This window comes from Mangrovibacterium lignilyticum (assembly GCF_010882175.1).
Lineage (GTDB): Bacteria > Bacteroidota > Bacteroidia > Bacteroidales > Prolixibacteraceae > Mangrovibacterium > Mangrovibacterium lignilyticum.
Genome location: NZ_WKLH01000001.1, coordinates 1,386,021 through 1,403,070 on the forward strand (window position 1 = coordinate 1,386,021; position 17,050 = coordinate 1,403,070).

General features: G+C 44.3%; 10 protein-coding genes. 2 read left to right on the top strand and 8 right to left on the bottom strand.

Annotated features, from left to right (window positions below; all coding sequences use genetic code 11):
• The 8 genes from GJV22_RS05625 to GJV22_RS05660 form a co-directional block, all read right to left on the bottom strand.
• On the bottom strand, positions 1-1,428 hold a 1,428-nt coding region (locus tag GJV22_RS05625; protein ID WP_205461752.1), incomplete at its 3' end, for a SprB repeat-containing protein.
• A 690-nt stretch (positions 1,429-2,118) separates the two neighbouring features.
• Complete coding sequence (locus GJV22_RS05630; RefSeq protein ID WP_163709903.1) at positions 2,119-3,120, bottom strand: PorP/SprF family type IX secretion system membrane protein; 1,002 nt, start codon at positions 3,118-3,120, stop codon at positions 2,119-2,121.
• Positions 3,120-4,151, bottom strand: coding sequence for a T9SS type B sorting domain-containing protein (locus GJV22_RS05635; protein WP_163709905.1), 1,032 nt, complete (start codon positions 4,149-4,151; stop codon positions 3,120-3,122). The genes GJV22_RS05630 and GJV22_RS05635 overlap by 1 nt, the downstream gene beginning before the upstream one ends.
• A gap of 412 nt (positions 4,152-4,563) precedes the next feature.
• On the bottom strand, positions 4,564-5,673 hold the full coding sequence (locus GJV22_RS05640; RefSeq protein WP_163709908.1) for a hypothetical protein: 1,110 nt from the start codon (positions 5,671-5,673) through the stop codon (positions 4,564-4,566).
• Positions 5,674-5,723: 50 nt separating this feature from the next.
• On the bottom strand, positions 5,724-11,813 hold the full coding sequence (locus GJV22_RS05645; RefSeq protein WP_163709912.1) for a carbohydrate-binding domain-containing protein: 6,090 nt from the start codon (positions 11,811-11,813) through the stop codon (positions 5,724-5,726).
• Between the two features lie 801 nt (positions 11,814-12,614).
• Positions 12,615-13,127 carry a thiol peroxidase gene (gene tpx / locus GJV22_RS05650; RefSeq protein WP_163709915.1) on the bottom strand — a complete coding sequence of 171 codons (513 nt, stop codon included), beginning with the start codon at positions 13,125-13,127 and terminating at the stop codon, positions 12,615-12,617.
• A 215-nt stretch (positions 13,128-13,342) separates the two neighbouring features.
• A complete protein-coding gene (locus tag GJV22_RS05655) occupies positions 13,343-13,951 on the bottom strand; it encodes a hypothetical protein (protein ID WP_163709918.1) in 609 nt (202 codons plus the stop codon).
• 299 nt (positions 13,952-14,250) lie between these two features.
• Positions 14,251-14,826: a peptidylprolyl isomerase gene (locus GJV22_RS05660; protein ID WP_163709920.1), complete on the bottom strand. Its 576-nt coding sequence runs from the start codon at positions 14,824-14,826 to the stop codon at positions 14,251-14,253.
• A 269-nt stretch (positions 14,827-15,095) separates the two neighbouring features.
• Between GJV22_RS05660 and GJV22_RS05665 the strand changes: the two genes are divergently transcribed.
• Both GJV22_RS05665 and GJV22_RS05670 read left to right on the top strand, forming a co-directional pair.
• A complete protein-coding gene (locus tag GJV22_RS05665; RefSeq protein ID WP_163709923.1) occupies positions 15,096-15,929 on the top strand; it encodes a UDP-2,3-diacylglucosamine diphosphatase in 834 nt (277 codons plus the stop codon).
• Between the two features lie 33 nt (positions 15,930-15,962).
• Positions 15,963-17,024: a glycosyltransferase family protein gene (locus GJV22_RS05670; RefSeq protein ID WP_163709927.1), complete on the top strand. Its 1,062-nt coding sequence runs from the start codon at positions 15,963-15,965 to the stop codon at positions 17,022-17,024.
• Positions 17,025-17,050: the final 26 nt, after the last annotated feature.

Consider the following 17,050-nt stretch of genomic DNA (forward strand, 5'->3'; position numbering starts at 1 on the left):
ATCATTACATTGCACTGCTGTTGCCGTCGCACTGATTGTCAGTGCAGTGGCCGGATCTACAGTGGCGGATGTTACTGCCGTACATCCATTGGCATCTGTTACCGTTACTTCGTATGTTCCTGCCGTAAGCCCCGACTGATCTTCGTCACTGGCTGAAAGACCACTGCCGTCTGAGGTCGTCCAAGAGTAGGTATAACCCGGGGTACCTCCGGAGATCGTTATATCGATTGTTCCGTCGCCGCCTCCAAAACAATTAACATCGTTCTTTGAATAGTCTATTATTGGTAATGAGTTAATGGTAATTGTCACCACTTCCGATTGTGCATTATTACAAGCTGCACCATCAACAACGACACTATCTTTGTAATAAAATGATCCGGGCAAAGCAGTCGGAACGGAATAAGTGTCACCAGTCTCTCCCAAAATATCGTACCAAGGCCCTATGGGCGAATTACCAACTCTCCAATGATGATTGATTGTTCCTGTTCCATTCGTTACCGTTGCAGCTAATTCTAACGTTCCGTTTTGGCAAACATCACCTTCTCCTGATACAGTAGTCGTAGGATCTGGTACCACCGTAATACTCTTGGCTGTCGAATAAACAATATCGTTACAACTATCAGAGACAGCAACCCTGAACTCGTGCAAGCCTACAGTTAATATATTCGGTGGATCATATGAAGTCCCTGTTTCCCCGGGGATATCTGTCCACCCCGAATTATCTATGTTCTCTTGCCACCGAAACGAATAAGAAGGCGTACCCCCACTGGTCGCTATGCTAAAAGTTAAAACATCGGGATTAAAATTGGTGCAAACTCTAAGTACATTTGTGTTGTGAACGGGCGGAGTAAGTGGATCAGGCTCATTAACAGTAAAAGTCGATTCTTCGGGTATACCAGCTTGATCTGTTACAATAACAGTATAATCTCCTGCAATCAAACTCGGAATAGTATCGCTAGTTCCAGTTAATCCACTTTGGCTTCCATCATTTGCCTCCGGGCCATCCCAGCTAACGGTGTAGGGCTCATTCGTACTCGTAATTGACAAAACAATACTACCATCATTTCCTCCACGACAAGTCACATTACTAACGGTCCCACTCAGGGTGGTAATAGTGCTAGTTTCAGAGTAGTCATTGCTAATCTCTGGCGCTGATCCTTCGTCCTCGTTTTTAGCAACTTCATTCTTTATTGAAAATACACCTGGCGGTGGCAAAGCCAGCACCAAAGGGGATAAAGTTTCCGAGGCACCTTCGAAATCGTAGTTGAAAGCTAGCAGTTGAGATTGTGGTATAAAAAGCGGAGAAAGATTGCTATTGGAACGATCGACACTTGAATTTACGGAAGAACTAGTAGAGGAGCTGAAAACAGAGGAATTTTGAGTGGGGAAATGGACGTGGCTACCAGATAAAACTATGGACTTGGCCATACCGTCTCCTTTAGGAGCAAATATTAAGCTACTTCCGTTAGTCTTTTGTGATGTACCCAAAATAAGAATGACAATCAGCAAGCATCCCACGCACATCGCACCGACGTATCTCACCTCGCTTTTATCCATAAGTCTAGAGATATACCAACTCTCGTCCTCCAAACAGCACTTATCGCATAGTTAGTTTTTTTGCCTGTTTGAACTAACAAGTTACAATATTTCATCCGGTTTTGCACAATCGATCATCAACGCAAAACATACACAATCAGCGTTTTATGGTCAATAGCCTTGTTTTTATCGACAAACAGTCCTTTTTACTCGATAAAACAACTCGAAATTTGTGCAAATCGGGATTCAAACACCTGATAAACTGCACAAAACGACTCAAAATACATAACATAAGTCAGAATAAAGATGCTAGGGAACATAGTTTTACAACACAAACCGGCGTTTTTCGACGATGAAAAGAGAAGAGAAATTATTGTCCGGGAAAGACGTAATATTTTATTTAGTATCCCCTTAAATTTCAAAAATCAAGATTCAACCAAAACAAGATTTTCTAGTCGGGAAAATGACTTTACGTCTTGAGAATGGGTAATTCAGAACAATTCGTAATCGGATAGGATAATCTGCTACTGGTTTCATCTTAAAAAATGCAGATTTTTTCATCGATTTGGAAAGTTTGTTGCGCTAAAAATATTGCTTCCGGGTATAGGGTCTGCGATAGAAGTCGAATTCGTAAACGACGCGTATTTCGTGGGTTTGGAGTTGGTATTTAAAGATTTCACGCCCAAAGGGAAGCTCCATCGCATAACCGAAGCGAATATTTTTCATCATTACAAATTGGGTTACAATAGCTGCCGTGTTGTTGGTTCGGTACATGGCACCTACCCAAAATTTATCGTAAAAAAGCCAGTTTGCCGCAAAATCGGCGGTGATCGGCTCTCCAATAGCTGCTTTAACTAATAGGGTTGGTTTAAAACGGACTTGCCGTTGTCTTCCGAAGAAATACCCCCCCAACAAATAGAGATAACGCACATCGGCCAACGATGAAAAGTTGATGACATCGGCCCGAAATTTATTGGAGATAATTTGCGGAATAGATAAACCAATATAATAGTCGCGGGTGTAGACCAAGGCACCTACGCCCCACTTTAACATCATCCGTTGGTGAATATCGGTTGCAAAAGCCTCGTCCGGATCATCCTGTCCCCAATCCAGATCGTAACGGGTCAACAGGTTATCGTAATTAATGACCCCCACTTTCAAACCTAAGCGCAGGTTGGTTTTCCAGTCTAATCGAACCTGGTACGAATAGTCGGCCGCAATGGTCAGCTTGTTTTCATAACCAATGTGCTCCTCTGTAATATTCAAGCCCATGCCGTTATTGTCATTCTTAACGGGTTTGTACCAGCTCGCAGCCATCATAAGAGGCGCACCATCTTGCCCAACAAAATAACGACGGGTAAAAACCTGCACCCCCACTTTTTCCCACATCCCTGCATAGGCCGGGTTAATGGTTTGCATGCCATTCATATATTGGGTAAAAACCGGCTCAGTATATATTTTATGCGAGCGATCGCGGTCAATCTGCCCTTGGGCATTCAAACTCAACAACAGCAGCAGCAGTCCGAATGCGAACTGTAGGCGAATTGCCGGAATCAATAAATATGTCGCTCGTTTGTTCTTCATTAATTTCCCCTTCCATAGGATACCATAACGAAGCCTCTTGCTAAATCGCCGTTTCCTTTGTCTAAGACATACAAATACACGCCAGGGATGACCATCTGGTCTGCATTGTGGTGATGTTTGGTCGTTTGACCACCCCACCAGAGGTCGGCCTCACTGTAGCCCCAAATATTTGTATTACCATAATTCTCTTTCCCGTACAGCAAATATCCCTGTTTGTCAAAAATCATCAATTTCGCATTCGGATATTGCTCAATACAATCAATCACGAAGTAGTCGTGCGCACCATCGCCGTTCGGAGAGAATCCTTCAGGGATAAAGAAATGACAAGTTGTATCGGGTGGTGCTGCCGGCGATTCTGCCGGATTACAATTCAAATGATCCGGAATAGTGATGTGGACAGTTGCCGTATCGCACAATGTTTGCTCCATATCAAGACATAGCGTATAAGTGAATGAATCGGTGCCTTGGGCTAACATGTTTATCGTATAGCTTACGGTTCCCTGGTCATCCAACTCCTGCAGTATACCTTGAGTGGGCCATTCTAAGATACTGACGAAATAGTCATAATTTCCTTCATTTTCATCGTTGTCGGTGACAAAAAAGAATTGCTCTTCACAATCGACAGTGTATTCATCGTCAATGGCTACAGGCGGAATAATTTCATTCGAAACTTCCTGAATACTGATTAGGCCCATTTTAATGTTGTTTGTACAAGCCAGCTCATCAACTGCGGTTACTTTATAATAATAGACTCCCGGCACATGCCAAATAACCTGAACCTTAGATCCTTGCTTTATGCCGTTTACAAACTCTGCCAGATCGGCGGTCACATCCCCCGGCTCAGCTACGAAATCGATTGTAGAATCACTGTAAAGCTCCCAGGTGTAGGTTACCCCAGGCTCTTGGTCAACTGTCAAATCAATTACCTGACCTTGAGACACAGCAAGCTGGGCCGTGGCGGAAGCCGCAACCAAAAGTACCGGTATAATTACCAATCCCCATCTGCTGATATGGTACCAAAGTCGGTTCATGAATTTAATTCAGTTTCAATTTCTTGTTATTGTTTTTGAATTTGAATTCTTCTTGCCTAGCTGCCTGCACTCTTTCTTGCAGGCTGTTTTCATATTATATATTCTCATCGCCCTCAAGCATCGGACTTTATCTTTTCCCCTTGGAGGACAATCGAATCAGGTTTTGATCTTAAACTCAACTCCGGAAAGCAATACACCGAAGATCTTCTGATTAATCCCTTGCGGATTATTTCCATATTCGAGATTTCAGCAACAACGGTATAGCTCGGTTAAATGATCCATGTGTTCCAACGGAACGAACATTCACTGCCAATTCACAATCCCAAAAGCCTCAGCCAAGCCCAACCCCTTCAAAAAAGGAAGGGCTTGGCGAGTATATTCTGGTTATGAAAAAGCATTTTTCGTCAAACGACTAGTTTGTTTCGTTTCCTGTCGTAAACTTTGGAGCCGGCATACTTGTGTCTGTAACTGTCGGACGTGGATCGATTTTAGAATCAGCTGTATCTGCTTTATCTGCTGCACCAGGGTCTGAACAATCAGCATTTACCACATCATAAGTACCATCGGCAAGTTTACCATCCAAGGTCATGGTGAAAGTTTGGCCGTTTTTGTTTTCATAATTCGCGTGGTCAACCAATACGCGAACAAAAACCGATACGCCTTTATCAGTCGCATCCTTCACGCTTGTAGCCGGTGTGATATGTGTTTTTCCAGATTCAAGAGTAGTCCAATTCGTTGAAGAGCCCCAAGTATCCGGAGTATCATAAGTATATTGATAGGTTAGGGTCTGCGCTGAATTTTCCCCGGTTACTGTAAATTCCGGGATCCAGTAGTCTGTGAAGTTTGCAGCTACAAATTCAAAATACAGGTAGTTATCACCGTAATCGTAGACAATACCTTTGCCTGATTCATATTTGATTGATTCAACAACGTCAACACAAGTTGTTGGCGTAACATTATACTTATCTATTGAGCTTTCCGGAGTCGCAACATCCATTGCAATGATGTCAACGGTGAACGCATTTTGGGGATCCAGTTCCCAAATTTTCATATTGTCCGTACACTCAGAACCACTTACGTAATAGGCTACAACGAACAATTTTTCTTCCGTCCCGGCAATTACAGAATTCAGCATACCCGAGGTCCATGTTAACTGAATCGTTCCTTCTGTATTTACATTGGAGTTGCCAACACCGACTTCAATATTATAGTTAGCTGAAGCTGTCAAAAGCTCATTTGAGCCCACTATCAATGCTGTTGCTGTGTTAAATTCGGGCTCTCCCGCGTTGTTCACGACAAAACTCGAATCATTGGTTGCCCAAAAACGCCATTCTCCGGTTCCTGTCAAATCGCTAACTTCAGCTTTATAAGTATACTGCACACCCGCAAATGGGTGTAGCGCATCGCTCGTACAGCTTAAGGTTTGAGGAGTTGACCACTTAACACCTTGTGCGTTCGACTCGTTAATTCCCGCAAATACTGCAAGCAGGAAAATTGCTAATGATAAAAATTGCTTTTTCATAATACACTTGTTTTAAACGGTTATTTTATTTCTCTTATTTATTATTATTCTTATGGCCAATTACCTGAAAAGGCCGAATCATTCATTCTTATAATTTCGGGACGCGGAGTCACCATAATAAAAATCACAAAGTCCATTTCCGACGAATTTCCGCAACCGTCAACCAACCAATAAATCAGGGTATACAACCGGTCTCCATTGGCATCACCCTGAAGGGTAATTGGATGGTCAGTAATCGCATCAGACTTATCTGACAGCAAGTCTGAATTATCATCACGAACCGGATTATTGTCGCTGTCAAGCAAAGACCAATGCAGCGCTGCTTCACAGTTATCGGTAAAGCTGATGTTCGCCAAAGTTTCCTTTTCGAGATCGGTTAAAATGTGATAGTCGGGACGATTCGGGGTAATATCAGTATTGGGTTCGGACAACCCGTTATGGCTCGCCTCGATTAAGTGATTCACACAAAAACTATAATTCTGGGCCGGTGTATTCACAAAAGACGGTTTGTTCGTGTCCAAAATATTGATCTCCTGCGTGCACTCGGAATAATTACCCGCGTAATCGGTTGCCCGATAGGTACGTCGTACATTCCCGTTACACAGAGAGCCGTCCACCAACTCGTCGCTATAGCTGATCTGGATTTCATTGAAGGCGGTACAGTTGTCTGACACGGCCGACTGCGAATCAATGGCAACAAAGTCTTCCGGACTTGTAGCTCCATCAGGAACATCTTCATAGCAACTTACCTCAATGGTTTCCGGGCAGCTGATCGTCGGTGCCACTTCATCACCAACCGTCACAGAGGCTGTATTTTCCACACAAGTATGGCCAGCCACCTGAACTTCAATCTGAAAATCGGTCTGCTGTAAGCTGTTCGGATATTTACTTTGCAATTGACCCGAAATACGATATTGATCATTCACATCCGGAAGCCCGTCGCCGCTTTCAGCAATTGCCGGTGGCGCCGGAGCATTGATAAAACTTGCTGTATTTGTTCTGTTCCAGACAAAGGATACGTCATTGACATCGTTCAACAAAGTCAGCGTAATTGGAGCAATTTGCGAATCATCTGACGGACATATGATTTGTGTCTCATTTATGATCGAAACATCAGGAACCGGTTGAACACGTAATTCAAATGTTATCGGTGTCGCAGGACAATCACCGGCATGAGGTGTGATCGTGTAGTACACAATCGCTTCCTGAGTTGACGTATTTACGACCGGATCCATAATAATACTTCCACAGCCGGAAGAACAGGAGGTATAGCCAGAAGCCAATCCATCAGGGTTACTGGCTTCCCAGGTATAGGTCACCAAGCCGGGCTCTACCACATTGCCGTAAAGATCAATACTTCCTATCCGAATATCAGTCGTTTCGCCGGAGCAGGTCACATCCGTTCCGCTAGTTGTTGCCGTTGGGACAGGATAAATCGTAAAATGCACTTCCTCTTTACAAGTAGACTCATCACCACAGGAAACATAGAAGCTCCAATCTCCGGGAGTTTCTGTATTTTCGATCACACCTGATGCAACCGGATCGAATTCCTCACCTTCAGCAACGGCATTCCCATTTTCGTCATACCAGGTAACTTCAGAGTATGTCTTCTTAATAAATAAAGGCTTATCATTTTGGTTAAACTGAACGTTTACATCAACATCCGAATCGAGCGTATAATCGTTAATTACCAATTGGTAGTAACTATTGGGATCTAAATTGTCGATGGTTAATTTCGGACAAGCAGCACCGACGGGAATTAATCGAAGAAAACCTTCTTCCGGGTTATTCGGATCAAACGGATACTCGTAGAGAGAATAGCTGAAGTAATCTTTTTGGTTACAATCATTAAACGTAAAGCCTCCATCTTTTTCATCAACCATGAAAATGTCAGTCACCGCATAAGAGACTTCATCGCCGGCACTATATACATAATCCTGACTTGACACGTAATAGGTCGAGTTTTCGTCCGGGTCCAATTTGGTCACGTGAGATGCTTCATCCCACTCCACACAAAGCGACAGGGCATCCATCGCCTCCGACTCTCCTCCCTGACAAATCGCCACATCGTTGGCAAAAGCCGAGGCAAAGCCAATATCAGCTGTAATCGACTGGGCGCAATCCGGATGAGCACTGTTACGTCCCAACACGGTCACAGATCCGTAGGGTAAATCAGGACCATAATAATCATCGGTTGTCCAGGTGGAACCTCCATCGTAAGAGTACTCAACGACTCCTAAATCGCTGGTCGAAAAATTCAGTGGATTGTCGGTTGAGCCTCCCATAGCCGCATCCATCGTAACAGAACGTTCAAAACAGGATGGAGAAATATAAAGATCAGGAGTTCCATATATTTTCACCGGAATATCATATGAAGCAGAACAACCATCTGTAGTAGTAGCCGACAGGGTATAAACCTGAAAACCGGCTACAGGAATAAAACTGAAGCTACCTGTTGTATTGTCTGTAAAGGTCGGCACCGCAAGCCCCTGCATTTCATAGGATCCGGAAGCATAGCTCAGCGAATATGTCACATCTGCGGTTGTAGATGTTGCCTGGATAGAAATTGACTCGTCTTCGCAAACAATCTGACTACTGATGGTATAACTCAGGTTTGCCGACGGATAAACCGTAAGATTTAAGCTTGCTGTATTTTCTTTACCATCAGGGGAAGTAATCGTGATCAAATAGGGTACATTAACCGGCGTAGTTCCGGTATTTAAAAGAACCTCATCAATCGGGCCATTCCCGCTTCTCGCTGCATTACTGATGTTTGCAACAGCCGGTCTCTCCCATTCAAACGAGCAACCATCGACATCAGCCGTTGGAAAATAGCTAAACTCGTCGTTACTGCAGACTTCAGCTTCAGTCGCAGAAGTCAGGCTAGGCAATTCCCCCACTGCAATTGTTACAGTGCTTGTCAATTCACTTGCCAATGCCGAGCAATAGGCTCCTCTCAATGATGTTATCGCATATTGCGTGGTCGCCGTCGGACTTAGTGTAATTTTTTCAGGGTTGCCGGTATTTGTTGCTACCGAGCCACCATTAATTGAATATTGAAATGGGCCTGTCCCCGTAAAGCTGATCCAAAGTGTAGCCGTCTGCCCCGCAATTATAGTTACCTGGTTCGTTGACGTGCCATTCACTGTCAGTATTGCCGTCGGACTTGCGTTCATTACAACGTTCTTTAATCCCGACATTGTTCGTTCGCAACCTGTTGTTGAATTAGTTGCAATGACGGTATAACTACCAGCTTCAGTTTGCTCGCCAAAACTAATGGCTGTGCCGTCGCCAACTACTGGAGTACCGACAGCTGTTCCGTTGCGATAAAGTTGGTATGAAGTTCCGGATACGCTGCCAGATAATCCAACCAACACGCCAGCATCACCTTCACAGTAGCTGCCTCCACCTGTCACACCAAATTGCTGAGGCAAAGGATTGACGGTAACAGTTGCAGTACCTGCCATATCCTGCAAGCAGGTAGTCCCGGAATCTGTTGCCTTCACCGTATAAACTCCTGCATTCGACTGATTCGGAAAATTAATTGCACTTCCGGTGCCGCCTATCGAACCGCCAACCGCAGATCCATCGCGATACAGCTGGTACATTACGCCACTTTCACTTCCATCTAAACCAACCGATGCGCTTCCACCTCCACTACAGAACGAACCTCCACCTGTCAGGTTATAAACAGCAGGTCCTTCGGTTACAGTTACCGTTGCCGTTTTACCGCTGATCGCTTGTAAACATCCGCCTGCATCGGCCACACTAACCAGTTCGTAAACATAACTACCGGAAACCAACGAACTTTGGCTAACCGTCGCCGAATTACCTGAAGAAGTCAGGGGTGTAGGACTTCCTCCATTTAAGCGGTAGGTAAATTCAAAAGGAGCAGTTCCGGTCGTTCCGGTGAAGGTTATTGGTGCATCACCACTATCAGCACAAATCGTTGTTGTACCGGCGATCGTTGCATCCGGTGCAGCGTAAACAGAAATAATATCAACAGAAGAATAAGCTTGGGAACAACTTCCATTTTGTACTAAAACCCGGTAACGTGTATCGACAGTTAAATCGGTCGCGGTATAAGTAGTTGATGTATTCGCTACTGAAATCCAGGTAGCCCCTCCATTCTCTGAGTATTCCCACTGAACAACATCACCGATATGACCCGATAACGTTAGCGTAGTCGAATTGCTTCCTTTACATACATTTGTCCCACCGGAGATACTTCCACCAACACTGGCTTCATCAACTGCGACAGTCACAATTGTACCGGTAACCGTTCCCGCAATATTCGCATCAGAAACTGAAACGAGAGAATAAGTTGTCGTTGCCGATGGGTATACTTTTATGTTGTAGGCCGAAGTAACTCCTGTCAAGCTATAATTTGACGTTCCATCCGTATAAACCACATTCCAATTAGCTGCTCCGGTCAACTCCAGGTTCAAGGTTGCCGAAGCTCCCTCGCAAATCGTCGTGTCACCAATCAAATTAGCAGTTGGCTTCACGATCGCAGCAAGCGAAAGGGATGGGCTCGTTATTCCGGTGGCGATAATACTCGAACTCCCAACCGATCCGATAGCACTCCAGGCTGTTCCGTCCCAGCTGGCAGCAACCAACGACGAATAAATGGTACTGTTTGGAGACAACGCTGCAGATGGATACAATGCCGTGACGTTATAACTGGAAATTCCATTGGTATTGATCTCCCAATAACGATTCATGTAATTGGTTGAATTCGCATCATTAGGATGCTGTGCTTCGTGCATCGACAAGGTAATTGCGCCTCCGCTGCCAACAATGCCTGAAAACGCCACTGAAGACTTTTTAGCATTCGAATCAACAAGATTGAAGGTAACATTTGATGAACTTGCCGGAAGTGTTAAACTGAAATCATGCAGGAGAATCAGGCTGCCGCTACCAGCGCTGAAAGAACTGCTCACATCCAAATCAGATGCTAATTCCAAATGCACATTGGGTTCTGTTATTATCTCAGGAATAGTAATCGCGCTATTGATGACGAAATATTCGCCGGAAGTCGTGTTGGCATTCCCAAACTGGAATGCCCCCCCGGTGATTGTCTTGGTTCCTTTTGCTGAAGCAACTGCGGCAATCGACAAATCAACTGCCGTGCCGCTGCTTGAATTTGCATTTTCAAATACGATGGTGCCTCCGGCGAAGTTGAAATAGGCATAACCGTTTATATCCAAGCTTCCTTTGCCACTCGTCCCGTTGCCTTCCGTTGCGAGAGCTATAGTTCCTCCATTTATGGTTATTCCGGATTGAATTCCTGCACCGCCATCCGACAAGGTACCAGCGGCAGCACTCTGCAGCCCACCCGCAATAGTTACATTTCCGCTATTCACGATAAAAGCACCCCCAGTATCCACAGTCACATGGTTGTCAGCAGCAATTCCAAAATTTACAGTTCCGCCTTCTACCCGGATTAATCCTTTATTATTGACGGTATAATCTCCGGTATTCAATGTCCCGCCCGCAGAAACCTGAAGTCCCGCAGAAGCTGGAATATTGAAGCTATTCGTTACACTTGTTGTTCCACCGGCGATATCCAGCAGTCCATTCAAAAGGTTCAAGCTTGTAACGGTAACATCAGACGAAATCGTAACAACCGAAGAAACATTTGCTCCGGCATCAATCACCAAATTATTAAATATCGTAGTTGAAGTCCCGCTGACAGTGCTTCCTGCAGCTGTTAAGGTAATCGTTCCGCTATCGTCCAGCGTGCCATTATTCCCAAAACTACCATTGACGGTCAGTGTTGCTCCCGCTGCTAAAATCAACGTTCCACCCGACTCAATGGTCAGGTTTTGACAAACAGCACTACCAGTGATTGTAATTGTTTCTCCGGAAGGAATGGTTACGTCGTCGGTACTTGTCGGCACGAGGTTGGAATCCCAGGTCGATGCGGTATTCCAGTCCGTGCCGCCAGGCTGCACGGTAACGTTTAATGGAAGTGCCAAAAGATACTCGGTGAGGGACGACGCGGACTTCTCTCTTTCTGTTGTAGCGAAAGAAGAGTCAGCTCCTTTTACCAGAAATGACAGCCCTGCAAAAAGTACGATCAACATCGTCCTTCCGGCGCAAATCCAACTGATATGTTTTCCTCTAGTTTTAGCCATTATACCACATTTCTTGCTCACAGTATCAAGTCAACCCCTTTTTCAAATCGCTTGTATACTTTTCCAGGTTAAAAATTCGTAGGGAAAAATTCATTCAGGCTTTCCTGTCTATCAATCGCACAAAAAACCGATTGACAGGACCTTAAGATCGAGCCGTTTCCGGTTAATTAATCAACAAAACTTCGGTTTGCGAATTCGCGAGAAGGACAAGCTTTTTTGAAAATAGCTTTTTGCTCGCTGCGTAAATGAAACATTACTGAATTGAAGTAAATTTTTTCCATAGCATTCCTCAATTTTGTTTTTACTAATTATGCTCATCATACAATCAAAAAAGACTTGACAAAACAATCTTTCTTAATGTTGTTAGCGCGGTCTGCTCTCCGGTCTATACTTCTGTTTAAAGTAGCAAAACCGGGTCACTGACATTTTCGCTTTCATCAGTTAATTACGATTTTTGATAATTGGTAACCCGTGTTTGATCAATGAAAAAGGCTTTTTGATATCAAAAAACGACAATGCTCGACCAACGCCCTGAATACAAGAAGGTTGAAAAATCACCATTTACTATAAATTTTTGCATATGGAAAGCACGCGGAAGTGATTTACATCTAAAAGCGGGGACAGGCAGTCAAACCCGATAGAGAGCGATAAGATTATGTATTTACAACATATGTTCAACCATCATCTATAAGACTACTGAAAAACAACAATCTAGGCCATTACAGAAATGGACCGACATTTTTGAAATAAAAAAAGCAGACCCTTAAAAGGATCTGCTTTGCTATTTGTTGGATGTAATTCTTACAACAATTCTTTCACTACTTCCAAGGCTCCGTCGTAATTTGGCTCATCTGTTACTTCAGGGCAAATCTCAGCATACTGAATTACACCTTCTTTGTCCACGATGATGGTACCGCGAGTCAATAAACGTAGCTCTTTGATCAGATAACCATATTTGGTTCCAAATTCTACATCTCTATGATCTGAAGCCGTAACTACCTTATCCAACCCTTCAGCTGCACAAAAACGACTTTGCGCAAAAGGCAAATCACAAGAAATTGAAAGGACTACGGTATCTCCCAAATTAGCAGCTTCAGCATTAAAACGCTTATTCTGCAACTGGCAAACACCTGTGTCAATTGATGGATAAAGAGCCAATACACGAACTTTACCATCGTAATCACTTAATTTAATCGGGTTCAGCCCTGCCCCGATCACCGTAAAATCCGGAGCTTTCTGTCCAACTTTAACGTCATCACCCAATAGTGTTAATGGACCACCTTTGAAGGTAATCTTTCCGGTTGTTTCTTTCATTGTTTTTTTTTTGATTTTATTTAATTCTGCGCAGACAATCCTGTCTGTCTGTTAATTCATAAACGCCACAATCGCCCGATCAAAGATCATGTACAGCGATTATGAACGTGAAAGACTAAAACAACAAAAATTCATTCTTGTTTGAAAGGAAATAGACTTTTTATGGAAATATTTTTTCATCCCATCGTTGGACGATAATCCCCGGCTAGCGCGCTTCATAGCGCTAGCGTCAAGCCAACAGACAGATTATTAACCGCTGCTTCAGCCCACATAAACCATTTCTCATTTAACCGATAGCGGGCCCCAAAATGGATATCGCCCAAAAATTTCTTTTCATGCCAGTCTTTCTCTCCCGGACCAATTGCCACCTCGCAACTAACACCGGTATAAACGTTCCAGGGATTCTGTTTGCGATGTAGCTTCGCCCGAATCAAATGGTAACTCACCCGAATGCCCAGGTAGCTCGAAAGGTACTTCCCTTCGTCTTTTTTCATTTGATAAAGACCTGACTGAGCGCCAATCGACAACTGGTCTTCGACCATATAATCGAGCACCATTTTCCCACCCAAAGCACTTCCGTATTTAAAATCGGTTGAATACCCCCCGGAAAGGTAGAGCTCACCAACATAGCGATTCCAAAACGTGTAACTCGGATGGTAATTCTTCGGAACAGGCGAAGCCGGCGCCTCTCCCTCCTCCGAAGCTGGCGTGACAATCTGATCGGATTTCTGTATCGAAAACCCGCTTAATGTTCCAGTTAATATAATTCCCAAAAATAAAAGACGAATCAGCAATTTCCGCGTAAATGCAGATAAGGTAATCATGGATGAATCGGATATTGAAACCTCCGGCAACTGACCCGATCTTCCGGCTCAGTCCTCAGCTTCAGTCTACAAATTTTCTCTTTTCACTCTCCGCAATAATACGAAGTTTTAAGTCGCTTTATTGCGCGACAGGCGAAACTTTCGAAATGGAAATCGCCCGCTATTCTTCAACAGCACTCAGTTTCTGTTCAAAAACAGTCGTTTGTCCCAAGTCCAATTACTGAAAAAATATCAAATTTCGGATTGGAATATTCTTCGGCTATTCACAGTGGAGCAACCTCCCCATATCGACTCAGCCCTTACTTCAGCCGTTTAATATTGTAGATCTGTACCGGCTCAGTGAGGTATTGCTCTTCATCCTCTTGCTGCTGGATTTGGCGAACCACGTCCATTCCCTGAAGAACCTTTCCGAATGCAGCAAATCCTTGCCCATCGGGATTCCGTTTGCCGTCGAAGTCCAATTCAGGCTGATCACCAACGCAGATAAAAAATTCAGTAGAAGCGGTTCCCGGGGAATAACGGGCCATCGAAAGTGTGCCATCCAAATGCTTCAGTCCGGTTTTTTTTGTCGTTTCATGCAAAATAGCCGGGTAACTCTCTATGAGCTTGTCATCATTCAGCCCACCCTGAATCACTTCTATTTTCACGGGACTTTGAGGCTGATTATCCATTCGAACAACGCGATAGAATGTTGCATTCAGGTAGACACCCTTGTCAACTAACTCCAAAAAATTGCCGCCTGTCACCGGTGCATGCACCGTATCAACTTCCAACAAAATGTTCCCCATCGAACTTTCAATCTCCACCTTTGGAAGAGTCGTATTACCGCACGATACGAATACCATCAGCAGCATTCCAATCACTAAGTTTCTCATCTCTTTATTGTTTCATATTAACTCCCTGTACTTCCGGTATTTTGCAGAATCTCGTTCACTTACTCTGCCAACGGATGAAACTCGCCAAAAAACCTCCCCTGTGTTTCGTAAGTCTTTGTTAGGGCTCGTTTCATAATTTCTTTACACGGATTTCAGTTTCTGTTCACAAACTTAGTGGTTTTTAGCGTCTTTTCGTGTCCATTATTTCATTTTAGCTTAATCACTGCTTAATAAGTAAGCCGGATATTGCAGTAGTTATTTATTGAAATATGAAAGCGAGAAAGCTCGAAGTATCGGTCATTTCCGATTTGCATTTGGCGACGCGTGCCTGCAAAGCCAAAACGATCCTGAAATATCTAAAGTCGATTAACCCAGGAATCTTAGTACTGAACGGCGACATCATTGACTCCTGGCGTTTCAGCCGCAACTACTTCCCAAAGCCCCAGTTGAAGGTTGTCCGGCAAATCATTAAAATGCTGGAGAAAGGTGTTCATGTGTTTTACATCACCGGCAATCACGATGAGTTTCTTCGGAAATTCAACCAAACAGAAATTGGGAAGCTAAAGATCGTCAACCAACTAATTTTGGAATTGGACGGCAAGAAAACCTGGGTTTTTCATGGCGACCTGTTCGACCACATTATCCACAAAGCAAAGTGGTTGGCCAAAATCGGAGCCGCAGCCTATGGTTTGTTGACTGTTATTAACAATGGTCTCAACTTCATATTAAAACCTTTTGGAGTGAAAGAGTTTATCCTGTACAAAAGCCTGAAGAAAAAAAGCGGGAACGACAGTCGTCCATCGGCGTTCGAAAGAGCGATTGCCGCTACGGCAGCCGCCCAAAATTACCAAACGGTAATCTGCGGACACACCCACGCTCCAAAAGATAAAATCGTAATGATGCCGGGCAAACCGGTTCACTACATCAACTGTGGCGATTGGGTGGAGCATTTCACAGCAGCGGAGTACAACGATGGCAAATGGGAACTGCACTATTTTGAAGACAGCGATGAAGAAAATTCGACCGACGAGCCCGACATCCCGGATCACAAACAAGTCTACCAATCGCTGTTTCGTGAGTTGGCCATGGCAAACTGCCTCTAGACGCTGACATTGAACCGAGCAAAACATCAGCAAATGCAACAGACAAAAAAAACAAATCTTCGCATATTATACGCCATTCAGGGAACCGGGAACGGGCACCTGGCCAGAGCTACAGAGATCGTCCCAATCTTGAACAGACTGGGACACACCGACGTCCTGGTCAGCGGAATTCAGGGAGATATCCAATTACCCTTTCCGGTGAAATACCATTTTTACGGACTGAGTTTTATTTTCGGCAAACACGGTGGAGTCAGTTTGTGGCAAACAGTGAAACGGTCGAGACCCTTCCGGTTTTTTCGAGACATGATGAACCTTCCTGTCAAAGATTACGACCTGGTGATTTGCGATTTTGAGCCAGTAACTGCCTGGGCTTGCCGCTTTCGCGGGAAAACCTGTATCGGGTTGAGCCACCAGAATGCCGTGCTTCACCCCAAATCACCCAAACCTTCGCACACCGACTGGCCAGGACTTTTCATTTTGAAAAATTACGCACCGGCAACAATCAAATATGGCTTTCATTTCAAAAGGCTTGATGAGCTGAACTTCACCCCGGTGATCCGATCGGCAATACGCCAATCGAAACCAAGTAACCAGGGACACTACACCGTTTACCTCCCGGCATACAGCAACGAGGATATCGAACAAGTCTTGAGTTTATTCCCGCAGTTCCAATGGGAAGTTTTCTCGAAACATAACAAAGAAAGCTACCGCAAAGGCTCAATCTGGTTCCGACCGGTTTCGCTGAATGACTTCAGCGAATCGTTTGTGCATTGCGCCGGGATTATCTCTACCGCCGGTTTCGAAACACCAGCCGAAGCAATTCACATGGGGAAGAAACTGTGTGTTATCCCGATGAGAAAGCAATACGAGCAAGCCTGCAATGCAGCTTTCCTTGGAAATATGGGTGTCCGTGTGCTCACAAACTGGCACGACTCACCAAAACAACTGGCAGACTGGCTGCAACTTGATGAACCGCTGCGTACCAACTACCCCGACGAAACGTTCCACATTTTGGAACAGGTCGTTGAACGGGCTGAGGCTGAACTTTATCAAAAAATGATTTCTTCAGCAGAATCAGCCAATCCTCCAATTTGAATATTTCACCCTTAAAACCAAACAGA